The organism is Pedobacter sp. KBW01, assembly GCF_003852395.1.
Taxonomy (GTDB): Bacteria; Bacteroidota; Bacteroidia; order Sphingobacteriales; family Sphingobacteriaceae; genus Pedobacter.
In genome coordinates this window covers 59,826-84,521 of record NZ_QAJQ01000010.1, presented here as the reverse complement: position 1 = coordinate 84,521, position 24,696 = coordinate 59,826, and the positions used below count along the sequence as shown (strand labels likewise).

Here is a 24,696-nt window from a genome sequence, read left to right as displayed (position 1 = left end):
AAATAGCTTTGCCGAATGAGAAGAATTTACTTTTTGTTCCTATCCTTTTGGGTATTGGCTACGCAGGCTTCATTTGCCCAAACCGATACCTTAAAACTAAATCTTAAACAAGCAGAACAGTTTTTTTTAACCCGAAATTACGATTTAATTGCTGCTGGTTACGATGTAGAGCGTGCCAGGGCGGATGTAATAACAGCCAAATTGTTTGATAATCCTGAACTCCAGTACGAAAATCTGTTTTACAATCACGAAACCAAAAAATTCTTACAAACCTCCTACCAATACGGGCAGTATGCAGCCTCACTATCGCAATTGGTAAAACTAGCTGGCAAGCGCAATAAAAACATTAAGCTGGCGCAAACGGGCACTAAACTGGCTGAACTTGAATATTTTGATTTACTTCGCAGCCTGAAATTTGAACTAGGCAGTACCTTTTACAAAAGCTATTTTTCAGCTTCATCAGTTGCAGTATACCAGGAGCAGATCCGTTCTACCGAACAACTTTTAAAGGCGTACGAGTTACAACTGAAGATGGGTAATGTAGCCAATAAAGATGTAATCAGAATCAAATCATTGCTCATCGGGCTAAAGGCAGAACTGGCTGGTCTTTTAAATGAGTTGGAAGACAATTACAAAGACCTTAAACTGCTGTGTGGCATTAATACAGTTACCCCGCTTGCCCTTGTTTTAAATACTGAAGCCATTGAACACCTGACAGCCGAACAGTTGCCTTACAGCCAGTTACTCGATTCGGCGCGTTTAAACCGCAACGATTTAAAACTCGCCAAAACCAATCTTGAGTATAACGAGGTAAACCTTAAACTCCAAAAGGCCATGGCCGTCCCTGATGTAGAAATATCGCTGAGCTATGATCTTAAAGGTAATTACCCTGAAAAATATACGGGACTAGGATTAAAAATCCCAATCCCCCTCTTTAACCGGAACCAGGGTGAAATTAAAAAAGCCAAAATCGGAATTGATGCTGCCAATGCCAACATTCAAAAACAAGAGCTACAACTAGAAAACGACGTTTTTAATGCCTATCGCACAGCAATACGCAATGAAAAATTGTTAAAAGATATCGATCCGGCTTTTAGCAGCGATTTTAACAAGCTCATTTCCGGACTGATTAAAAACTTTAAAGAGCGGAATATCAGTTTAATCGAATTCCTTGATCTGTACGACGCCTACAAAGCCAATACACTCCAGCTAAACAAACTACAACTGGAACAAATGAACTCAAGGGCCGAACTCAACTATGTAACCGGCACCAATATTTTTAAATAACGTACCCGATATGATGAACAAAAACTTAATAAAAGTGATCATTTTTCTGCTTTTAGGTTTAAGTATGGCCTGTAGCGAACATAAAACCGAAGCCCAAAAAGAAAAATTTACCATAACCGATTCTTTACTTCAACGTTTGCTTATTGATACCGTACAACAAGCCAGCGGCAAAACCGAAATTATTTTCTCGGCCAAGATCAGTGCCAACGAAGAACGTCGGTCGGAGCTTTTTCCTATGGTAAGCGGTACAGTAAACCAGGTAAATGTAAGGCTGGGCGACCGGGTAAGCAGCGGACAGTTACTGGCGCGGGTAAACAGTGCAGAAATGGCCGGTTTTGATAAGGAAGCAGTATCGGCCGGCGCCGAGATGCGCAGTGCAAACCGCGCTTTAAAACAGGCCGAACAACTTTACGCAAGTGGCTTATCATCAGCAAAAGAGCTCGAAGAAGCTAAAAACGAATACCAGATAAAACAAGCCGAACTTAAAAGGGCTACTGCCGTACTTAAGCTTAATGGCGGCAGCAAAAATGGCTCGTATGCTATCAAATCGCCTATCAGCGGTTTTATTATCGAAAAAAACGTGACCGAAAACATGCAGCTGCGCGGCGATAACGACAAAAGTTTGTTCACCATTGCCGACCTATCGAGTGTTTGGGCAATGATCAACATTTACGAATCAGACATTTCGCGCGTACAGCCTGGCAATGCAGTTAACCTGTCTACCCTGGCCTACCCCGACCAGATTTTTACCGGCAAGATCGAGAAAATATACAACCTGGTAGATCAGGACAGCAAGGTGATGAACGCGCGGGTGGTAATTGCCAATCCAAACTTTTTGTTAAAACCGGGCATGCTTGGCACGGTTAAAGTATCGGCCAGTTCGGGTGTAGATTTGCCTGTGGTGAACTCGCGCGCTGTTATTTTCGACGAAAACAAAAATTATGTGCTTTTGCTGGATGCCACAAACAAAGTACATATCCGCGAAATAGAAATCGGGCACAAAACCGCCGATAAAATCTACGTCAAAAAGGGTATCGATGCCGGCGACCGTGTAATTGCCTCGAAACAGGTTTTTCTGTTCGAAAGCCTTAAAGCGCAGTAAGATTTTTTCATCATTAAGCTTTTCCTAAATGAATAAATTCATTAAAAACATCATAGGCTTTGCCTTGAAGAATAAATACTTTATCTTTTTTGCCACTTTTATCCTTATCCTGGCAGGCTATTTCAGCTTTAAGCATACCACTATCGATGCATTTCCGGATGTAACCAATACCAACATCACCATTATTACCCAATGGCCTGGTAGAAGCGCCGAAGAGGTAGAGAAATTTGTGAGCAGACCGCTCGAAATTGCCATGAACCCAACAGAAAAGCGAACCAGCATCCGTTCTTCATCGCTATTTGGATTATCAATTGTTAAAGTCAGTTTTGAAGACGATGTAGATTACGCCGCTGCAAGGGTGCAGGTAAACAACCATTTGGATGAAGCCGATCTGCCCGATGGTATACAACCCGAAGTGCAGCCACCTTATGGCCCAACAGGCGAGATTTTCCGTTATACCCTTACCAGCGATAAAGTATCAGTACGCGAACTGAAAACCCTGCAGGATTGGGTGGTTAAACGCGAACTCTTATCGGTTTCGGGCATTGCCGATGTAGTTAGTTTTGGTGGCGAAGTTAAAACCTACCAGATTACCGTCGACCCGCAAAAAGCCATACAATATGGTGTAAGTGCGACTGAGCTTTTCGAGGCAGTTTCTAAAAGCAATATCAATGTGGGTGGCGATGTAATTGTACAAAGCGGACAAGCCTATGTGGTACGTGGTATTGGTGTGTTAAACAATATCGATGAAATTAGAAATGTAGTAGTTGATAACATAAACGGCACTCCTGTTTACGTAAAAACCATTGCCAGTGTAGCCGAATCGGCCTTGCCTCGTTTGGGCCAGGTGGGCAGAGACCAGGACCCCGACGTGGTAGAAGGTATTGTGGTGATGCGTAAGGGAGGCAATCCGAGCGAAGTTATTGCCCGGCTAAAAGAAAAAATAAACGACATTAACCAAAACCTATTGCCGGGAGATGTAAAAATCAAACCTTTTTACGATCGCGAAGACCTCGTTAACTATTCTGTACATACCGTAATGGGCAATATGCTCGAAGGGATTTTATTCGTAACCCTGATCGTTTTCCTTTTCATGGCCGATTGGCGCACTACGCTCATTGTCTCCATCATTATTCCGCTGGCTTTGCTTTTTGCCTTTATCTGTCTAAAAATAAAGGGCATGCCAGCCAATTTACTCTCAATGGGTGCCATCGATTTCGGGATTATTATTGATGGTGCGGTAGTAATGGTCGAAGGCATTTTTGTAGCCCTCGATATGCGGGCGAAAAAGGTCGGTATGGCACGCTTTAATAAAATGAGCAAGCTTGGTTTCATCAAAAAAGCCTGCATGGAAAATGGCAAAGGCATCCTATTTGCCAAACTCATCATCATTACCGGACTGCTTCCCATTTTCACTTTCGAAAAAGTGGAAGGCAAAATGTTCTCGCCACTGGCCTGGACACTCAGTTTTGCATTATTGGGTGCCTTAATTTTAACTTTTACGTTGGTACCAGCTATGGCTAGTCTGCTGTTAAAAAAGAATGTAAAAGAAAAACACAATATCTTTTTAACCTGGATGACCAAAGCTACCCTGAAATTTTATGATGTATGCTTTGATAAAAAACGTTTGGTATTTTCTATCTCCATCATGGTGCTGATACTTGGAGCTTTTAGCTTTAAGTTTCTGGGTACCGAATTTTTGCCCTGTCTGGATGAAGGCTCTATTTACGTAAGGGCAACCGGTCCGCTAAGTATTTCGCTAGATGAAACCAAAAAACTCTCAAACGAGATGCGAAAAATCTTTTTAAGCTTTGAAGAAGTAAAACAGGTAATGTCGCAAACTGGGCGCCCTAACGATGGTACCGATGCAACCGGCTTTTACAACATGGAATTTCATGTAGATATTTACCCTAAAAAAGAATGGAAACGCAAGCAGACCAAAGAACAGCTTATTGAGCGCATGCAGGAGAAGCTAAAAAGTTTCCCGGGCATTAGCCTCAACTTCTCGCAACCCATTTCGGATAATGTGGAAGAAGCAGTTTCGGGCGTAAAGGGCAGCATTGTGGTTAAACTATTTGGCGAAAATTTCGAATATATCGAAAAAGAGGAAGAAAAGATTGAAAAGATCCTTAAAACGGTTGACGGCATAGCTGATTTAGGGATTCTACGCAACCTCGGCCAACCAGAACTGCAGATTAATCTCGATCAGAAAAAGATGGCCCTTTACGGCGTAAGTACGGCCGATGCCAATGCCGTAATTGAAATGGCTATTGGCGGTATAGCAGCTACACAGATTTTTGAAGGCGAAAGGAAATTCGATCTGGTGATCCGTTACCCCGAAGATTTCAGGAACGATGAAAGCTCGATCAGTAAACTGCGCATTCCTACCCTATCTGGTTCTAATGTACAACTGGGCGAAATTTCGAGCATCAAAAAAATAACCGGGCCCAGTATGATTTACCGCGACAAACATAAACGCTACGGAGCCATTAAATTTTCAATCCGCGGTCGCGATATGGGCAGTGTAATTGCCGAAGCCCAGGCTAAAGTTAACGCACAGATTAAATTGCCCAAAACCTATCAACTGGAGTGGGCCGGCGATTTCGAAAACCAGCAAAGGGCTGTTTCCAGATTATCGCAGGCGGTGCCCATTAGTTTATTGCTTATCTTTTTTATCCTCTTTGTATTATTTGGCAACATTAAAGATGCCTTGCTGGTGCTAAACAATGTACCCTTTGCCATGATTGGTGGTATATTGGCGCTTTTAGTTGCAGGTGTAAACTTTAACATCTCTGCAGGTATTGGCTTTATTGCCCTGTTTGGCATCTGTGTACAGAATGGCGTGATATTAATTACCAAATTTAAAAGCAACATTACTGAATTAAAACACCTTAGCAACTGGACCTTTAGTGATGCCATGCGCGATGGCGTAGCCAGCAGGTTCAGACCGGTATTAATGACCGCACTCATGGCTGCAATTGGTTTAATGCCAGCGGCACTTTCTACCGGAATCGGGTCGGAGGCTTCGAAGCCCCTTGCCATTGTAGTTATTGGCGGACTGATTACCAATACCTTGTTTAACCTCTTTGTATATCCCATCGTTTTCTACTGGGCCTATCAAAAGAAAGCCAAGGCAGAATTGCCAGCATTTTCAAACTAAGGCTTTCCCCCAATAAGCTTAAAAACAAGCGGCCTGGATGAATATTCAACCAGGCCGAAACTAAAACTTTAATCAATTATTGTCCAGAAAACTCCTACATCACATAAAATTTATTGAAACACCTATAGCATTTATATCGCTTTACCGTTATAAACGGCAATATTGTTTTGAATAAAAACCCACGCGGCACCCTATCTGTCTCAGGGTTCTTACACTTGGGGCATTTCGGACAAGTTTTTACACTTGGCATCATTGGGGACGTGGTATTCATATAATAAGGAATAGTTGGTTTGCAAAACTAATTTATTGCGAGTTAAATATATAGAATTAAAACTACAAAAAAACCATTTTCGTCTACTTTTTACGGTTTTAGCTGTTTAATCAGGAGATAACTTTCACATATATTGCTGTTCTGATCTTCAATAATTCGTTATTAATTTTTAAGTGAATGAATATTTATTTATTTTTGAAGCCTCATGAGATTAAGAGATACAGAAAAAGTACTGCTGGTAAAGCAAAAGGCCATCGAACTGATTGTAAAAGATGGTTTGGAGGGTTTTAGCATGAATAAACTGGCCAAAGCCTGCCAGATTTCGGTAGCTACGCTATATATTTATTATAAGGACCGTGATGATCTGATTGTTAAAATCACTATCGAAGAACTAGAATCGATGACCCAGGGGATTATGAAAGACTTTAACCCTGAAATGTCTTTCGAGCAGGGGCTTCATAAACAATGGGAAAACCGGTATGCATTTGCCAAAGAAAAACCGCAAATGAACTTGTTTTTTGATCAGTTGCGCAGCTCTAGTTACCAGCCAACGCTCCTTTCTGATGCCATTAGCGACTTTAAACTAACAATGGGCAAGTTTATGACCAATGCTATTCAACGTGGCGAAATTGAAAAAATGCCGCTCGATGTGTACTGGTCTATCGCCTTTGCTCCCCTATACAACCTCATCCGCCTCGATCAGGAAGGTAAAAGTTTAGACGGCACCCCTTTTAAGGTAACCGACGCAGTGTTTTGGCAAACCTTTGATCTCGTGGTAAAAGCACTTAAAAAATAAGATTATGAATCCCGAAAATTTCGATCACATCCTGTTGTTCAAAACCAATATCACTTTAGAAATGGCAAATCCATCGCTATGCACTTTATTGAACAACAACCCGGGTATCAACTCCTGGACGGTAGACCACGAAGATATAGACCGTGTGCTGCGCATTGTATCATACACCCTCTCGCATGCAGAGGTTATTCAATTACTTACCAGCCACGGCTACGAATGCTGTGAGCTTACCTAACAAATATGGAAAATACACCTAAGGCAGCCTTTAGCGGTTACCAGAAACTTGTTATATTTTTACTGGCCATCACCCAATTTACCATTATACTTGATTTTATGGTGATGTCTCCACTTGGCGATATATTAATGAAATCGCTGAACCTTAAACCCGCCAATTTCGGTATCGCTGTTTCGGCCTATGCTTTCAGTGCCGGCATTTCGGGTTTACTTACGGCAGGCTTTGCCGATAAATTTGACCGTAAAAAACTACTATTATTCTTCTACATCGGTTTTATTATTGGTACTATCTGCTGTGGATTGGCACATACCTATGTCTTACTTGTTGCAGCGCGCATTATTACCGGTCTTTTCGGCGGTGTAATCGGCTCCATATCCATGGCCATTATAACCGATATCTTTTCGCTGCAACAGCGTGGCCGCGTGATGGGTTTTATACAGATTGGTTTCGGCGCCAGTCAGGTTTTAGGTATTCCGATTGGTCTTTACCTAGCCGATATATGGGGCTGGGAAGCACCTTTTTGGATGATTGCGGCTTTAAGTATCGGTATTGCCCTAATCATTGCAGCTAAACTCCGCCCGTTAACACAACATTTATTGGTACAAACCGATAAATCAGCCATTAAACATTTACTGCATACCGTTGCCAAAGCAGATTATCGCATTGGTTTTACGGCTACGGCATTGCTTTCTATTGGCGGTTTTATGATGATGCCTTTTGGTAGTGCATTTGCTGTAAACAATCTCAAACTTACTCCTCAACAACTCCCGCTTTTGTTTATGGTATCAGGCATTTGTGCTTTAATTATTATGCCCCTTGTTGGAAAATTGAGTGACAAGATAGACAAGTTTAAAATCTTTGCAGCTGCATCGATATGGATGATGATTATGTGTGTGGTTTACACCAGTCTTGGCCCTACCCCGTTTTACCTGGTTATATTTTACAACATATTAATGATGATGGGTGTAATGAGTCGTATGATTCCTTCTTCTGCTTTAACCAGTGCGATACCCGATATGGCTGATCGCGGAGCCTTTATGAGTATAAATTCTTCCTTACAGCAAATTGCCGGAGGGGTTGCTGCTGGTGTGGCGGGCCTGATTGTAACACAACCTAATAAAGGTGCCCCCCTGCAAAATTATAATGTTGTTGGCTATCTCATTGTTATTATTTCCGTTATCGGCATCCTCTTAATGTCGAGGGTTAGCAGCCTTGCCAAAAGCAAAGCCAAAACAAATACCGTAATTCCAGCAGATGAGCCTGTATTGCACGAAATAGCCTAAAAAAGAAAAAATGCAAGTACTGTAACGATTTTAAACTATGTTGAATTGATCTGATACAAGTATTTGCATTTTTTGGTATATTTAATATCTTTTTCTCGCTCTGATATGAAGGGTACCATAATAAGCGTTGAATAGATAATGGAAAACAAATATGCAGTCACTTTAAGCCTACTTGTTCCTATTGGGCTCCATACTTATGGATCATTTTTACTGGGAACAGACCGCAGGGAAGCCAAGAATATTTTCGGCATGCTCAAAGGAAAAACTGAACCTATCCAGGGTTGCTGCATTCAAATGGAACTCTGCGAAGAAATTAGCGGAATCACTATTTCCATAGCCGTATTGCATTGCTGCAGCGAAAATCTTAAAGAAAATATTGCTGTTATTTCGAGGGAAGTTTTCAGGATTTCACAGCTCGAGCGCGGGCATAATTAAGCGGCTTCACCAGAATCTGCAAGGCAGAAAGTCACATATCCTTACAATTGATAAGGATAAAACAAAAGTAATTGCTAAATGCGGGATATAAAAAAATATACTAAGCCAGTTTAGCCTGGTATATCCCCCGCGCAATTCCTATTGCATTTCTAAAATTATTGCGGCAGCGCAAAAGATAGTCCAGGTCCTCAACATCATCTGATACTGCTTGCTGAACCACAGTATCTGCAATTGCTGTTGTGCCATTAAAGATTACGATCTCCAAATCTCGATCAGGAAGATCACCAGCGCTCGCTAAATTTGGGTAGTTTTCCATGTTCTCCTAAAATTATCCTAATTTACCTATTTGATTCCAGTTATAGGTAACCAGAATATTAAATTATAGTAAGCAACAAACTATTTACATTAAACGGTTGTTCAATTCTACCCATGTTAAAACCATTCAGGCTTGCCAGCTATTTTTTATTCACTTTAACCATTCCGGTCTGCGTTTGAGTTACTTGTTCTTTTTTATTATTTTTAATCCGGTAACAAATTATTACCGGCGTTCCCCGAAAAGCCTTTAGAGTACGGACAAACTAATCTGACCTATTAAATGAAAAGAAAATTATTAGCTTTTAGCACAGCCCTGATGCTATTTTCTGCCTTTGGTTATGCGCAGGTAATTACCGGTGCCGACCGCGATAAACATGGTTGTATCGGATCCGCAGGATACACCTATTCTGTACTTAAAAAAGATTGCATTAGGGTTTTCGAACAAAAAATAAAACTGCATCAAATCGATTCGGCAAAAAACTATAAGGCTATTGCTGCAGTCATTTTTAGTAGCGATAATAAAAAAGCAGAAGTTTTTTTAGCCAATTACAAAGAAAGCCAGATTTTAATCAGGACTGGAAAGAAAGGCAAATACGTTTGGAAAAAAGACAAACTCGAGTTAACCAACCAAAACGGTTATAAACTCAAAGAGGCGAAAAAACTTATTTACAGTTCGTAAATCGAAACGAAAGCTTATTTTGCTTTTATTATAATCTTAAAAAAATACGTTTTTGTAACATACTTGATAGTGCAATAGCTGTTAAATTTAAACGGCTGTGGCTATATTTGCCCCGTGAATAAAATCTGTTTGATTTTTCTTTTACCGGTTATCATGCTTAATGCCTCATTTTCTGAGCTGCTTAAGGTGCCTCAGCTGGTTTCACATTTTATTAAGCACAACCAGCTTAATGCAGATATAGGCATAATAACCTTTATTAAAATGCACTACCTTGGTCAGGATATTAACGATAACGACCAGGAAGAAGACATGAAACTCCCCTTCAAAAAAATTGACGGGCACCACATGTTCTCGCTGGGCGTACCGCAGGGCAAAACCAGGCTTATTGCGGCAGCTTCAAAAAAAATATCATCCAAAAAGGTATTTGGCTATCAATTATTTATTCCAGGCGCTTATACCACCAGCCTGTTAAGGCCACCTACCACATAATATCCCTTTAAATATTATTGTTTATACTTTTTGGTTGCAGTTTTTGCTGCGACTGAATTTTCTTGTCGATCCTTTTTAAATAAGATATTATGTTAAATAAGATTATTGGCTTTTCCATCAGGAATAAGCTGATTGTTGCTTTGTTTGTATTCGCGCTTATTGGCTGGGGTACTTACGAAGTAACTAAACTACCTATTGATGCCCTGCCCGATATTACCGATAACCAGGTGCAGGTAATCACTGTTTCGCCTTCTTTAGGTGCTCCTGATATTGAGCGGTTAATTACCTTTCCTATAGAGCAGGCCTGTAGCAGCATTTCGGGGATGAAACAAATCAGAAGTTTTTCGCGGTTTGGACTCTCTTTGGTTACCATTGTTTTTAACGAAGAAACCGATGTATACTGGGCGCGGCAGCAAATTGCCGAACGCCTGCAACAAGTGCAGCAGGAAATTCCGGAAGGAATTGGTGCACCCCAAATGGCTCCCGTTTCTACCGGTTTGGGTGAAATTTACCAGTATGTAGTGCGGCCAAAAAAAGGCTACGAAGGCAAGTACGATGAGCAGGCACTACGTACCATGCAAGACTGGATTGTACGCCGTCAGCTATTGGGCACACCCGGCGTAGCAGAAGTTTCGAGTTTTGGCGGTAAACTAAAACAGTACGAAATAGCCGTAAAACAAGATCAGCTTAAATCATTCGGCTTAACCATTTCTGATATTTTCGATGCGTTGGAAAAGAACAACGAAAACACAGGCGGCGCCTATATTGAGAAAGGCCCGACTGTACTTTATATCCGCAGTGAAGGTCTAACCACAAGTCCCGAAGACATTAAAAAAATTGTGGTAAAAACACTCAGCAATGGCATGCCGGTATTGATGGGCCATGTGGCTGATGTGCGTTACGGTTCGGCCATACGCTATGGTGCCATGACTTATAACGACCAGGGCGAAGTAGCCGGTGCCGTAGTGATGATGCTTAAAGGCGAGAACTCATCAGTTGTTGTGAAACGTGTAAAAGATAAAATCGTCAAAATACAGGATATGCTGCCCGAAGGCGTAGTGATAGAGCCCTTTCTCGACCGTACTAAAATGGTTGATAATGCCATTAGTACAGTTGAAACCAACTTAATGGAAGGCGCGCTGATTGTAATCTTTGTGCTGGTATTTTTCCTGGGCAACCTGCGGGCTGGCTTAATTGTGTCGTCGGTTATTCCGCTCTCCATGTTATTCGCCATCATTTTAATGAATAAGTTCGGGGTTGGAGGCAATTTAATGTCGCTGGGGGCCATTGATTTCGGCCTGATTGTAGATGGTTCTGTTATTGTTGTTGAAGCGATTTTACACCGCTTTTCGCACTCCAAAAAATTCAGGAATCTAAGCCAGATCGATCAGGGACAAATGGACGAGGAAGTAGAAAAATCGTCAGGATCAATGATTAAATCTGCCGTTTTCAGTCAGATTATCATTCTTATTGTTTACCTACCCATCCTTTCGCTCGAAGGCATTGAGGGGAAAATGTTTAAGCCCATGGCCTTTACAATTGCTTTTGCCATTTTGGGTGCCTTTATCCTTTCTATTACCTATGTACCTATGATGTCGGCCCTGTTTCTGAACAAGAAACTATCGCACAAGAAAACCATTACCGACAGGTTTGTAATTTGGTTAGAGCGCCGGTACCAACCCCTGTTAAACCGGGTGTTACAATTCCCTAAATCAATTTTAGCGGCAACGCTTTCGCTTTTTGCCGTAGCCGTTTTCGTAATGGGTACTTTGGGTGGCGAATTTATTCCGCAGCTTGAAGAAGGCGATTTTGCGGTAGAAACACGCCTGCTAACCGGCAGCAACCTGAACAATACCATCGAAACCACGCAGAAAGCTTCTAAAATACTTTTGGATAGCTTTCCGGAGGTGCAAAAAATTGTAACCAAAATTGGTAGTGCCGAAATCCCTACTGATCCGATGCCATTTGAAGCTGGCGATATGATGGTGATTTTGAAGCCGAAAAAAGAATGGGTTTCGGCCACCTCTTTTCCGGAACTGAGCGCTAAAATGACCAAGGCGGTAGAAGTTATCCCAGGAATTACTGTGGGTTTCCAGTTTCCGGTGCAAATGCGTTTTAACGAGCTGATGACAGGTGCCAGACAGGATATAGTGTGTAAGATTTTTGGTGAAGACCTCGATTCGCTGGCAAACTATGCTAAAAAGCTCGGTGCAATTATCGGCACGGTAAAGGGAGCCATTAATGTTTATGAAGAGCAGGTTACAGGCATGCCACAAGTGGTAATTAGCTATAACCGGGATGGAATGGCCAAATACGGGCTTAACGTTGCCGATATTAACCGCGTGGTGAATACAGCCTTTGCCGGGCAGGTTGCCGGACAGGTTTACGAAGGCGAAAAACGTTTTGATATGGTGGTAAGGCTATCGGAAGATGCCCGTAAAAACATTAAAAACGTTCAGGATTTGATGATTTCGACCTCGGCTGGAAACCAGATTCCGTTAAGCATGGTGGCGAACATTAGCGAGGTGGAAGGTGTAAACCAGATTCAGCGTGAAGATACCCGCCGCAGGATTATTGTAGGCTTTAACGTAAAAGACCGCGATGTACAATCGATAGTAGAAGAACTGCAGCAAAAAGCAGGTAAAAACCTTCAGCTGGCCAAGGGTTATACCATTTCTTATGGTGGTTCTTTCGAAAACATGACTGCAGCAAAATCACGTCTGGTTATTGTGGTGCCTATTGCCCTCCTTCTCATTTTCCTGCTACTTTATTTTGCTTTCAGTTCGGTAAAACAGGGCTTACTTATTTACACAGCGATTCCCCTATCAGCCATTGGCGGCATATTTGCCTTATGGATGCGCGATTTACCTTTCAGTATTTCGGCCGGGGTTGGTTTTATTGCACTTTTTGGCGTTGCGGTTTTAAACGGGATATTACTTGTTTCAGAATTTAACCGTTTAAAAAAAGAAGGCTGGACAGATGTAAAACGCATCGTTATCCATGCCACCAAATCAAAACTTCGTGCTGTTTTAATGACTGCACTGGTGCCTTCACTGGGCTTTATCCCTATGGCCATAAGTACCGGTGCCGGTGGTGCTGTGCAGAAGCCGCTGGCAACTGTAGTAATTGGTGGTTTAATCTTTTCTACCTTATTAACCCTTTTTGTATTGCCTATGCTTTATATCCTTTTCGAAAAAGGTTTCGGTTATTTTAAACCGAAGAAACTGATTGCCATTATTGTTTTAGTATTCAGTTTTGCTGAAACCAATGCTCAGCAAAAAATAACCTTACAGGCTGCGCTCGATACAGCAGTAAAAAATAGTTATACACTTCAACTGGCACGAACCGACGTAAACTATAACAAGGCGATTGGCAAAACCAGCTTCGATTTGCCTAAAACGGATGTAAACTACGAGTATGGCAAATTTAACAGCCTGGCCAACGACAATAAAATTTCGATAAGTCAGGGACTGGAGTTCCCTACCGTTTATGCCAAACAATCGGCAGTTTATAAAACCGCTGTTCGCATTAGCGAAATGCAGTTACAGGGTAAAGAAATCGATCTCAGCTATCAGGTAAAGGCAAGCTATTTCGGCTTGTTAATCCTGGCCGAAAAGCGTAATTTATTGCTTAAAGCTGATAGCATTTACGCAGCATTTTTAGAAAAATCGAAGCAACGCTTTAAATCGGGCGATGTGGATGTTTTAGAATTCCGCACAGCAGAAAATCAAAAACAACAAATTGCCAACCAGTTACAGTTTCTGGAAACCGATTATACCCTGGCCTTAAATCGCTTCAACCTCCTGTTAAATAGCAGTAATCGCCTGGTTCCTGACGGGGCGGCGGTTTATCAATCTGCTACGCCTTTACTCGAAGGCACTGCCAACCACCCGGTTTTAAAGCAAAAAGCAGCAGAAATTGCGCTTGCCGCCAATCAGAAATCGTTAGAGCGCAGTAAATTACTGCCTACTATCAATTTCGGGTATAACAATTCGAGCATCATTGGCTGGCAAACCAATGCATTGGGTACCGATCAATATTTCGATAAATCCAAACGTTTTTCTTCGGTTAATGTGGGTTTGGGTATCCCTCTGTTTTTTGGTGCGCAACAATCGCGTATAAAAGCTGCAGGCTTAGCCACTGCACAAAAACAAACCGAACTGGAGCAAACCAAAAAGGAATTGAATACGGCTTATGAAAATGCTTTGCAAAGTTATAGTCAGCACAGTAAGCTGGTTAAAAACTACCAGCAAACCTTGCTGCCAAATGCCGACGATATCATCAATACCTCAACCCTAAAACTCAATGCCGGGGAAATCGGCTATCTGGACTGGGTAATCCTGATCAACCAATCGGTACAACTCAAATGCGAGTATTTTGATCAGGTAGAAAGACACAACGAATCACTTTTCGAAATAGAAAGATTAAAGGGAATTAAATAAATAGCAAAAATGAAAATCAATCAAAATATTATAATCCTGGCCATTATTTCCGCTTTTTGCCTGGCATGTGGAGGTAAAAAGCAAGAAGCTGAAGAAAGCTCTGTTAAGCAAGAAAACGCAGTTGCTCCCGATCAGGTGAGCTTAACCAACGCGCAATTAAATAATGCAGGTATTGTTATCGGCAGCCCCGAAACGAAAAGCATGTATAAAACCCTGAATGTAAACGGTGTGGTAGATGTACCGCCCGAAAATATTTATTCGGTAAGTGTGCCTATGGGTGGTTACATATCTAAAATGAACCTCATTCCGGGTATGCTGGTTAAGAAAGGAAGTGTGCTCGCCAGCGTAGAAGATCAGCAATATATCCAGCTGCAGCAGGATTTCCTGACCGCTAAAAACCGTTTAAAATTTTCGGAAGCCGATTATGTGCGCCAAAAAATGTTAAACCAAACCAAGGCTACCAGCGATAAGATTTTCCAGCAAACCGAAAGCGAGTTTAACAACCAAAAGATACTGGTAAGTGCTTTGGCCGAAAAGCTACGCTTAATTGGGTTAAATCCTGCAAAATTAAGCGAAAGCAACATTTCGAAAACCATTCGCATTTATGCACCGATAAGCGGTTACCTTTCAAAAGTTAATATAAATACCGGTAAGTATGTAAATGCCACCGATGTGCTTTTCGAACTGATTAACCCCAGTGCATTGCATGTAAGTTTAACGGTTTTTGAGCAGGATGCAGCCAACCTGAAAATAGGTCAAAAAATTGTGTGTACAACCAGTAATAATCCCGATAAAAAGTACTTTGCTACCATTCACCTCATTACGCCTAACATTGAGAGCGACAGGAGCACCAGCGTACACTGCGATTTAGAAAACTTTGATCAGAACCTGTTGCCAGGTACCTTTTTAAATGCAGCTATTCAGTTAAATGGGGCCAATGTACAGGCCGTACCCGATGATGCGATTGTGAAGTGGGAAAACCAGTATTATGTTTTTGCCCAAACAGCAAAAGGCCAGTTTAAAATGATTGGTGTAGAAACAGGCGCTACTTTAGCAGGTTACACTGCAATAAAACCAAAGTCGGCACTTCAAAATATTGTGGTTAAAAATGCCTACGCCGTTTTAATGAAACTTAAAAATAGTGGCGAAGAAGGCTAAGCGACCAGGTTAATTTTAAAATATCTCATCTGCATTTCAGGGAGTCAGGAGCTAAAACCCTGGCTCCCTTTTTATATTGAGAAATATCAATGCCAGATGATAAAAAGAAAGGATAGTCACAGAAAAAAATGACCTGCGTCACTTTTTGAAACCTAAAGGTTGCGTTATTTTGTTATTTAAAATAAACTATGCCGCATACCTTCCATATCCCCGTTCTAGGCCTCGCCTACTCTGTTGATACGCCCTTAAAAGTTGCCCAATTTGGCATTCCATCTGTTGTTTCGATTGTTGATGATGAACTTTGTGAACGGATGCGTAAGTATCATTCCGAATTAAACCATTTGCCTTATACTTTCATCGATAAAACGGTAAACGATAGCCGCGCAAAGCGGATTACCGCTTACCTTAATTTACTGCAGCAACTGATTCATAATCAAATAGCCGACATCAAAAACCAGCTTTTTAAAACTGGTTCTGGCATAAGCCGTTATTTTGAGCTACAGTGTGAAAGTAGCCCACTTAGAAAAGCCTATAACCAGATGCTCGAAATGCCTGCCGGCAGTAAAAGAGCTGAACGCGAAAGCCAATTGCGGGAAGCTGTAGAGGCAGGTAGCATTGATGTAAACATTATGGCCAAGGTAGATAAGGTAAATTTTGCCGATGGTATTGATTTGGGCAGCGAAAATACCGATGCGTTAGCAGCCCTGAGGGGCTTTGCCAACAGTAAGCTGCAATCGGCTATGGTTATTTCGGCCGGACTTAACCCGCGACTGTTCAGTTACCTCGAAAACTTTGCTGGTTTTTACCCCGATGAGACCGGTCATTTCAACAAAAAAATCATTTTAAAAGTAAGCGATTACCGCTCAGCCATGGTCCAGGCTAAAATGCTGGCCAAAAAAGGCTTATGGGTATCGGAGTTCAGGATAGAATCGGGTTTAAACTGTGGCGGGCATGCTTTTGCCACCGAAGGCTTTTTACTAGGCCCCATTTTACACGAATTTAAAGAAAACCGCCTTGTCTTAAGTGAGGAACTTTGGGCGATTTATACTGCTGCCTTACAACAGAAAAAAATATACCTTGCGGCTAAACCTATCCAAAAAATAACTGCCCAGGGTGGAATTGGTACCGCTGCAGAGCACAATCATTTATTACAAGCTTATGGCCTGGATGCAACCGGCTGGGGAAGTCCGTTTTTACTGGTAGAAGAAGCTACCAATGTAGATAGCGAAACCTTAAAAAACCTGGCCGAAGCAACTGAAAGCGATTTTTATATAAGTAATGCTTCGCCACTTGGTGTTCCGTTCAATAATTTCAGAAAAAGTACTGCCGAGCAGGAAAGGCTCCACCGCATTGCCAAAAGCAGACCAGGAAGCCCATGCACCAAAAAATATCTGTGTACCAACACCGAATTTACTGTACAGCCTATCTGTACTGCTTCAAGGCAATACCAGCATTTAAAAATAAGGGAAATAAAGGCTTTTGCTACTTCGCCCGAAGAGCTTAAAAAGCAGATTGATGCCGTGACCGAAAAAACCTGCCTTTGCGAGGGGCTTTGTGCCTCGGTTTACCTCAAAGACGATATCCTTAAACCCAAAGAAAGTAAAGCAGTAAGCATTTGCCCGGGACCAAACCTTGCCTATTTTTCTAAAAAATACAGTTTGAAGGAAATGGTCGATCATATTTACGGTAAGGTAAATCTGCTCGAAGGCGTAAACCGTCCCAATTTATTTGTAAAAGAGCTTGGCCTTTACATCGATTATTTTAAGAAAGAATTGCAGCATTTTAACGACGATTTTAAAACAAACGTACAGAACCTAAGCCAGAAGAAACAGGCTTACCTCAGCAAATTCTATAATCAGTTATTAAACGGTGTTGAGTTTTACCGCGCCAATTTCCAGCAAGCAGATACCGATTTAAGGGTTTGGGGCGAAGAACAGGTGGCACTTTTCGAAAAAGCGGCAATGAATATCCACAGCATAAATACACAATCGCTAAATTTGAGTGCAAAAGTTTAGGCCAAAATCTGCCTAAATGATTAATATTACCTGATTGGTTTATGGAAAGAGCAAAATTACTAAGTGCCATTATCGAAAATGCGATAGATGGCATCATTACGATAGACGATAAGGGTATAATTGAACATGTTAACCCAGCCGCATTAAAGCTATTTGGTTTCGACAGTCAGGAACTGGTTGGCCGCAATGTTTCGGTGTTAATGCCGCAGCCCGATAAAGCACAGCATGATACTTACATTAAAAACTATCACGATACAGGCAAAAAACGTATTATTGGTATTGGTCGCGAGGTGATTGGGCAACGCAAAGATGGCTCTACTTTTCCTTTCAGGCTTGGGGTTAGCGAGGTTAAATTCAGCGACCGGAAAATCTATACCGGTTTTATCCACGATCTGAGCAAACTTAAAGAAGATGAAGCCCGCATTAAAAGTTATACCGAAGAACTGGAAGATAAAATCAGAGACCGTACGCGCGATCTGGTGAAGCTCGTAGCAGAATTAGAATCGGCAAAAGAGCACGTAAATGCACTTTTCATCAAAGAAAAAGAACTCAACCAGCTTAAAACCAGGTTTGTTTCTATGGCATCGCACGAGTTTAGAACACCTTTGAGCTCCATCCAGCTATCGGCTACACTGATTGACAAATACACCCCTAAGCAGGATACCGAAAACATTGAAAAACATACTGGTAAAATTAAAAATGCGGTAGGTAACCTCACTACCATTTTAAACGATTTCCTTTCGCTCGAAAAACTCGAAGCCGGTAAAGTTGAAGTTAATCCAACCTGGTTCAACATTGTAAGTTTTGCCGAAGAAATTGTAGAAGAAATGCAGCTCATCAGCAAACAAGACCAGCATATTATTTACGAACACCAGGGCGTTTCGGCGCAGGTGTATCTGGATATCAACTTACTTAAAAACAGTATCATCAATCTCATTTCGAATGCAGTAAAGTATTCGGGCGAGAATACCATGATCCAGTTTAACAGCATTTTAAAAGATAACGAGCTGATTGTCGAAATTAAAGATAACGGAATCGGCATCCCCGAAACTGATTTGCATAACCTGTTCGAACCGTTTTTCAGGGCGCATAATACCGGCAGTATACCTGGAACCGGCCTCGGATTAAACATTGTAAAACGTTATGCCAGTTTAATGAATGGCACCGTATCGTGCGAAAGTGCTCAGAACGTGGGTACTACATTCCTTTTAAAATTTCCTTTTACCCCTTAACAAAATCTTCCCCGCATGAAAAAGAAAATACTGATTATTGAAGATAACGACGATATCCGCGAAAGCACGGCCGAAATCCTCTCGCTGGCCGGTTACGAAACTTTTACTGCAAACAATGGAAAAATCGGGGTAGAACTGGCGATCAAATATCACCCCCATCTCATTTTGTGTGATATTATGATGCCCGAACTGGATGGCTATGGTGTGCTTTACCTGCTGCATAAAAACCCGCAAACAGCTTCCATCCCTTTCATTTTTATTACAGCAAAAAGCGAACGTGCCGATATGCGCAAGGGAATGGAAATGGGTGCCGACGATTACCTCACCAAGCCTTTTGATGATATAGAACTGCTTAATGCCATAGAAGGACGATTAAAAAAAAGTAAAACCAGCGGTCATTTTAACGGCGCAGATATTGATACCCAATCGTTATTTACCGAACTGATAAAAAAAGGAAAGAGTCGTGTTTTGGCCAATAAACAGGTTATTTATGTGGAGGAAGATGAGCCTAACCATGTTTATTACCTAAAAAAGGGACAGGTAAAAACCTACAAACGTTTTAAAGATGGCCGCGAGCTTTCTTCGGCACTTTACCAAACCGGCGACTTTTTTGGTTACGAAAGCCTTTTTACCGAGCGCGCCTACGAAGACAATGCGGCGACTCTTGCCGATTGCGAGCTCATTTTAATTCCCAAATCAGAATTTACCGATTATCTTTACCAGCACCAGCCCTTATCGGCAGCTTTTATCCGTCTGTTATCGGGCAGTGTGCGCGATAAGGAAAACCAGATGCTGCAACTGGCCTATTTTTCGGTGCGTAAACGTGTTGCAGATGCTTTGGTGCAGGTTGCAGAAAAATTCAGTGCGATTGAAAACGATAGCTCTACCATTAAAATATCGCGCGATGACCTTGCCGCAATGGTAGGCACTGCAAGCGAAACGGTAAGCCGCATGCTGGCCGATTTTAAAGAAGAAAAAATGATTGAAAAAAGTGGTAATGCAATAAAGATTACCGCTGTTTCCAAATTGAAAAACATTAAACAATAAAACTAGTATTGCTACGATGGTCTGTGTCTCCACAGACCATTAGCCTTTACGCTCCCGCCATGGTCAATGTCTGCACTGATCATTAGCTTTTATGCTTGCGCGCGTTTCTAACGCGTGCTTAAATAACCAAACGATTGTATCGTTTAACAAAAAGCCAGGTGGCAACACCCAACTTCACAGCAATCAACCTAATCCGTGTTTTTCCGTGTCTCCGTGGTCACACCAGGCTAACCCAAACCAGCATTTCTGATCAACATCATTTTTTCAGCTGACTAACCTCACTGCTCCCACCATCAACAAATTATAGTTTTGAATACTAAAAATTTGTTTATGAAAGCAATTGCTTATAACATTAAGCCCGACGAAAAAGAATGCCTGGTTCTGGCTAACCACAAGAAACACGATATCACCATTATCGCCAACAGCCTATCGGCCGAAACCATCGCCTTTGCTGCAGGAAAGGAAACTTTACTTGTTTTCAATAACGATACGGTAGATCAGGCGCTCATTGCCCGATTAAAAGAACTGGGTGTAAAATACATTGCAACCTCCTCTTTCGAAACAAGTCACCTCGATTTAAAATCGGCGGCAACAGCAGGTTTTAAGATTGCCAATGTACCGCTAAAAGACGGGCAAAGTGCATTAGACCGGATGCAGCAGGTGATTAAAAACCTCGATAACTGGGCCGCTGGAAAATGTGTAGGCAGTGCCTGCTGCTGCCAGAATAACTGCTCCGTTCCGAAAACATTAAATAAAGCCTGATGGATACCTTAAACCTGCTTAAAAAGCACAATGTTGCAGCCCCGCGCTACACCAGCTACCCTACTGTTCCGTTTTGGGAAACCGACCGTTTTGACGAGGCACAGTGGCAGCTTTCGGTAAAAAATACTTTTGCCGATTATAACAGCGAGGGCATTAGCCTCTATATACACCTGCCCTTTTGCGAGAGCTTGTGCACTTATTGTGGCTGCAACACCCGCATTACCAAAAACCATCAGGTAGAAGCACCTTACATTGATGCGGTATTGAAGGAATGGGACATGTACCTGCAGGTTTTGGGCAGCAGGCCTAAAATAAAAGAATTGCACCTGGGTGGCGGTACGCCTACCTTTTTCAATGCACAGCACCTCGAAAAACTGATTAACGGCATTATCAGTACATGCGAGCCCACAAGCGATGCTGAATTTTCGTTTGAAGCGCACCCCGATAATACCACCGAAGCGCATTTAACAACCCTATTTAATTTAGGTTTTAAACGACTGAGCCTGGGCATCCAGGATTTCGATCCGAAAGTGCAGTTGATGATTAACCGTTTTCAAACACCTGCACAGGTAGCAGACATTACAGCGCTGGCCCGAAAAATTGGCTATACCTCAATCAATTTCGATTTGATTTATGGACTCCCCTTTCAAACCGAGGCTGGTTTGAGCGAAACCCTGCAAGAGGTAATCAGGATCAATCCCGATAGAATTGCCTTTTACAGCTATGCGCACGTGCCCTGGCTAAAGCCCGGACAACGCCGCTACACCGAAAAAGACCTGCCACAAGGCGAAGCTAAATTCGGTTTATATCAATTAGGCAAGGATGCACTGCTTGCAGCTGACTATTATGATATCGGCATGGATCACTTTGCCAGAAAGCACGATAATTTGTACCTGGCTGCGCAACAAAACAACCTCCACCGAAATTTTATGGGCTATACCCATCAGCACACACAACTGCTTATTGGGCTTGGTGTTTCTTCAATCAGCGACAGTTACACTGCTTTTGCCCAAAATGTGAAGACAGTTGAAGTGTACCTTGAAGCCATTAACGGTGGTTGTTTTGCGATAGAAAAGGGTCACATTCTCTCGCGCAAAGATTTAAAAATCCGCAGGCACATCCGCAATATTATGTGCGATGGCAAGAGCCTTTTCCTGGATGGTATTCCCAAACAGGCCTATTATAAGCTAGCTTCACTGCTTGATGACGGTTTAATTTCGCTAACCGAAAACCAGTTAAGCGTAAATCCAAAGGGAAAGCCCTTTTTAAGAAACATCTGTATGGCTTTCGATGAACGCCTATGGGAAAAAACACCCGAAAGCCAGATGTTCAGCTATGCCATATAAAACCCTGTGAAATAGCCTATCGATAAAACACCAATTAACCGCTTATGGAAAGTCAAAACACAACGGCTGCAGCAACACTTTGTTACCACTGCGGCGAGCCTTTAGAACAGATTAAATTTACCTATAGCGGTCACGATTTTTGCTGTACAGGCTGCAAGAGCGTTTATAAAATCCTATCCGAAAACAACCTTTGCAATTATTATACATACAACGATTCGCCTGGAAAAAGGGCTGAACAAAGCACCCATTTCGAATATCTCGACGAGCCTGCCATTATCAGTCAGCTACTCGATTACCAGCACGATAAGGCCAGCATTGTAACCTTTTACATTCCGGCCATTCATTGCAGTTCGTGCATCTGGCTTTTAGAGCATTTGTATAAAATTAATCCTGCCATTTTTTCTTCGCGCATCGATTTTTTAAAACGCCAGGTAACCATCAGTTTCAGGCACGAAGAAGTTCCGCTCCGTAAACTCGTCGAAATTTTAAACGAAATCGGCTATGCTCCCTTAATCAGTCTGCAGGATGTAGTGAAAGAAAATAACCGTTCAATCAACAAGCAGCTGATCCAAAAAATTGCAGTTGCAGGCTTTTTAATGGGCAACTTAATGCTGTTTAGTTTCCCTGAATATTTTGGGCTGAATGGCTTCGAAAAGCAATTTCAACAGCTGTTTGGCTGGCTAAACCTTACCTTTTCTATTCCTGCGGCATTTTACTGTGGTAAAGATTACTTTGTTTCGGCAATAACCAGTTTAAAACACAAACAGGTTAACCTCGATACCCCGCTGGCCCTGATTATAGCCATGCTCTTTTTACGCACGGCTTACGACATCCTTTCGGGCACCGGGCCTGGCTTTGCCGATACGCTTACCGGACTGGTATTCCTGCTGCTGATGGGCAAATGGATTAAACAACGTACCTATCACCATATCTCTTTTGACCGCGATTACCGCTCTTACTTTCCGATTGCCGTTACCAAAATGATTAACGGGATAGAAAAACCTACAGCGATAGCTGATATCGCCATTGGCGACAGGCTTTGGATCAGGAATGGTGAAATTGTGCCTGCCGATGCCATTTTAATGAAAGGCGATGCCTGGATGGATATGAGTTTTGTAACCGGCGAAGCTGAACCGGTGCATAAAGTGCTTGGCGAAATTATTTATGCCGGCGGCAGGCAAACCGCCCAAGCCATAGAACTGGAGGTAATTAAACCGGTATCGCAAAGTTACCTAACCGGCTTATGGAACAATGAAAATTACCAGGCCGATTTAAAAAAACAGAACTTTAACGACCGCGTAGCCAAATATTTCAGTCTGGGTGTTTTTATACTGGCCTTTTCGGCAGCGATTTACTGGCTACTGCAAAATGATAGCAGTAGAGCCTGGGCAGCCTTTACCGCCGTTGTAATTGTGGCCTGCCCCTGCGTATTATCGCTTAGCACACCTTTTACCCTTTCGGCCATCCTTTCTATTTTCGATAAAAAAGGTTTTTACGTTAAAAACACCGATGCTGTGGAAGCACTTGCAGCTTGCGACATGGTGATTTTCGATAAAACCGGTACTTTAACCAGCACCGAAAATGCCAGTCTCTCTTTTGAAGGCCAGCTTGATGATCACGAACAACGTTTAATTGCTTCGCTGGTTAGAAACTCTTCGCATCCCTTAAGTCGCCACATTTTAAAACACCTGCATTGCGATGATTTTTTGCCGGTAAGCCATTATATCGAACGCGCTGGCAAAGGCATTTCGGGACGGGTAAACCAGCAGCAGATTTATCTCGGAAACCATGCCATGATGCCCGAAAATGTTAAGGTTGCAAACAGCAATGGGGTGCATATAGTAATCGGCAATCAGTACAAAGGCAATTTCCAAATGAAGCAGCAATGGCGTGGGGGATTAATCCAGCTGATCCAAAAGCTAGACAAAAGGTTTAAAATGCATGTACTATCGGGCGATACAGACCGCGAATACACAGCATTAAAAACCATGTTCCCATCCAATACCAAAATCAATTTCAGGCAGAGCCCTCATCAAAAACTAGATTATGTATTGCAGCAACAAAGGGCCAGACATAAGGTAATGATGCTGGGCGACGGCCTGAACGACGCTGGTGCTCTAAAACAGAGTGATTTTGGCGTGGCCATAACCGATAACATTAACAACTTTACCCCTGGTTGCGATGCCATTTTAACCGGAAACGGCCTTAACCTGATTCCCAACTTTATTGCGTTAAGCCGCGATGGGCTCAAAGTGGTTAAAATCAGTTTTGCCATTGCCATTGCCTATAACTGTGTTGGTTTGTATTTCGCAGTTCAGGGCACTTTATATCCTTTAATTGCCGCTGTACTCATGCCCATCAGTACCATTACCATTATCTCTTTTACCTCCATTGCCACACACTTTTTTGCACGTAAAAATAAATTATGAACATCCTGTATTTTTTAGTCGGTTGCAGCGTATTAATGGCCCTGATTTTTCTGGCTGCATTTTTCTGGGCTTCCAAAACCGGTCAGCACGATGATGTGTACACCCCAGGCATGCGCATCCTTTTCGACGATGAAACCAAAAGTGACGACAATCACATTTCAAACCAACCCACATCATAATTGGGCACAGCCAGCCTGAATACATTTGCTGTAC

19 protein-coding genes are annotated in these 24,696 nt (G+C 42.1%); 18 read left to right on the top strand and 1 reads right to left on the bottom strand.

The genetic code is table 11. The features are described from left to right. Nucleotides 1-15 precede the first annotated feature (15 nt). The 7 genes from DBR40_RS11040 (at nucleotide 16) to DBR40_RS11010 (ending at nucleotide 8,569) form a co-directional block, all read left to right on the top strand. Nucleotides 16-1,287 (top strand): TolC family protein, encoded by a 1,272-nt coding sequence (locus tag DBR40_RS11040; protein ID WP_124559805.1) that lies wholly within the window; start codon nucleotides 16-18, stop codon nucleotides 1,285-1,287. 10 nt (nucleotides 1,288-1,297) lie between these two features. Then, the gene (locus DBR40_RS11035; protein ID WP_124559804.1) at nucleotides 1,298-2,389 is read left to right on the top strand and encodes an efflux RND transporter periplasmic adaptor subunit; all 1,092 of its coding nucleotides are present in this window, start codon (nucleotides 1,298-1,300) and stop codon (nucleotides 2,387-2,389) included. A 28-nt stretch (nucleotides 2,390-2,417) separates the two neighbouring features. Next, nucleotides 2,418-5,549 (top strand): efflux RND transporter permease subunit, encoded by a 3,132-nt coding sequence (locus DBR40_RS11030; protein ID WP_124559803.1) that lies wholly within the window; start codon nucleotides 2,418-2,420, stop codon nucleotides 5,547-5,549. 476 nt (nucleotides 5,550-6,025) lie between these two features. Then, nucleotides 6,026-6,616, top strand: a complete 591-nt coding sequence (locus tag DBR40_RS11025) for a TetR/AcrR family transcriptional regulator (protein ID WP_124559802.1) — start codon at nucleotides 6,026-6,028, stop codon at nucleotides 6,614-6,616. Nucleotides 6,617-6,620: 4 nt separating this feature from the next. Continuing rightward, nucleotides 6,621-6,851 carry a hypothetical protein gene (locus DBR40_RS11020; RefSeq protein WP_124559801.1) on the top strand — a complete coding sequence of 77 codons (231 nt, stop codon included), beginning with the start codon at nucleotides 6,621-6,623 and terminating at the stop codon, nucleotides 6,849-6,851. A gap of 5 nt (nucleotides 6,852-6,856) precedes the next feature. Further along, nucleotides 6,857-8,134 carry an MFS transporter gene (locus DBR40_RS11015; RefSeq protein WP_124559800.1) on the top strand — a complete coding sequence of 426 codons (1,278 nt, stop codon included), beginning with the start codon at nucleotides 6,857-6,859 and terminating at the stop codon, nucleotides 8,132-8,134. A gap of 138 nt (nucleotides 8,135-8,272) precedes the next feature. Then, nucleotides 8,273-8,569 carry a hypothetical protein gene (locus DBR40_RS11010; RefSeq protein WP_124559799.1) on the top strand — a complete coding sequence of 99 codons (297 nt, stop codon included), beginning with the start codon at nucleotides 8,273-8,275 and terminating at the stop codon, nucleotides 8,567-8,569. 100 nt (nucleotides 8,570-8,669) lie between these two features. Here DBR40_RS11010 and DBR40_RS11005 read toward each other — a convergent pair whose 3' ends face one another. Further along, nucleotides 8,670-8,885 carry a hypothetical protein gene (locus DBR40_RS11005; RefSeq protein WP_124559798.1) on the bottom strand — a complete coding sequence of 72 codons (216 nt, stop codon included), beginning with the start codon at nucleotides 8,883-8,885 and terminating at the stop codon, nucleotides 8,670-8,672. Nucleotides 8,886-9,164: 279 nt separating this feature from the next. Between DBR40_RS11005 and DBR40_RS11000 the strand changes: the two genes are divergently transcribed. From DBR40_RS11000 to ccoS, 11 genes are all read left to right on the top strand, one after another. Continuing rightward, nucleotides 9,165-9,563, top strand: coding sequence for a hypothetical protein (locus DBR40_RS11000; protein WP_199748319.1), 399 nt, complete (start codon nucleotides 9,165-9,167; stop codon nucleotides 9,561-9,563). Nucleotides 9,564-9,716: 153 nt separating this feature from the next. Then, nucleotides 9,717-10,052 (top strand): hypothetical protein, encoded by a 336-nt coding sequence (locus DBR40_RS10995; protein WP_124559797.1) that lies wholly within the window; start codon nucleotides 9,717-9,719, stop codon nucleotides 10,050-10,052. A gap of 89 nt (nucleotides 10,053-10,141) precedes the next feature. Beyond that, nucleotides 10,142-14,494 carry a CusA/CzcA family heavy metal efflux RND transporter gene (locus DBR40_RS10990; protein ID WP_124559796.1) on the top strand — a complete coding sequence of 1,451 codons (4,353 nt, stop codon included), beginning with the start codon at nucleotides 10,142-10,144 and terminating at the stop codon, nucleotides 14,492-14,494. Nucleotides 14,495-14,503: 9 nt separating this feature from the next. After that, the gene (locus tag DBR40_RS10985; RefSeq protein WP_124559795.1) at nucleotides 14,504-15,652 is read left to right on the top strand and encodes an efflux RND transporter periplasmic adaptor subunit; all 1,149 of its coding nucleotides are present in this window, start codon (nucleotides 14,504-14,506) and stop codon (nucleotides 15,650-15,652) included. A 188-nt stretch (nucleotides 15,653-15,840) separates the two neighbouring features. Beyond that, a complete protein-coding gene (locus tag DBR40_RS10980; protein ID WP_124559794.1) occupies nucleotides 15,841-17,667 on the top strand; it encodes a hypothetical protein in 1,827 nt (608 codons plus the stop codon). A 41-nt stretch (nucleotides 17,668-17,708) separates the two neighbouring features. Continuing rightward, the gene (locus DBR40_RS10975) at nucleotides 17,709-18,899 is read left to right on the top strand and encodes a PAS domain-containing sensor histidine kinase (protein WP_124559793.1); all 1,191 of its coding nucleotides are present in this window, start codon (nucleotides 17,709-17,711) and stop codon (nucleotides 18,897-18,899) included. Nucleotides 18,900-18,914: 15 nt separating this feature from the next. Then, nucleotides 18,915-19,946 (top strand): response regulator, encoded by a 1,032-nt coding sequence (locus DBR40_RS10970; protein ID WP_124559792.1) that lies wholly within the window; start codon nucleotides 18,915-18,917, stop codon nucleotides 19,944-19,946. 330 nt (nucleotides 19,947-20,276) lie between these two features. Then, entirely contained in the window at nucleotides 20,277-20,708 is a 432-nt protein-coding gene (locus DBR40_RS10965) for a lactate dehydrogenase (protein ID WP_124559791.1), read from the top strand. Continuing rightward, nucleotides 20,708-22,054, top strand: coding sequence for an oxygen-independent coproporphyrinogen III oxidase (hemN, locus tag DBR40_RS10960; protein WP_124559790.1), 1,347 nt, complete (start codon nucleotides 20,708-20,710; stop codon nucleotides 22,052-22,054). The genes DBR40_RS10965 and hemN overlap by 1 nt, the downstream gene beginning before the upstream one ends. A 44-nt stretch (nucleotides 22,055-22,098) precedes the next feature. After that, nucleotides 22,099-24,483: a heavy metal translocating P-type ATPase gene (locus tag DBR40_RS10955; RefSeq protein ID WP_124559789.1), complete on the top strand. Its 2,385-nt coding sequence runs from the start codon at nucleotides 22,099-22,101 to the stop codon at nucleotides 24,481-24,483. Continuing rightward, nucleotides 24,480-24,662, top strand: a complete 183-nt coding sequence (gene ccoS, locus DBR40_RS10950) for a cbb3-type cytochrome oxidase assembly protein CcoS (RefSeq protein WP_124559788.1) — start codon at nucleotides 24,480-24,482, stop codon at nucleotides 24,660-24,662. Before DBR40_RS10955 ends, ccoS begins: the two co-directional genes overlap by 4 nt. The last annotated feature ends 34 nt before the right edge of the window (nucleotides 24,663-24,696 follow it).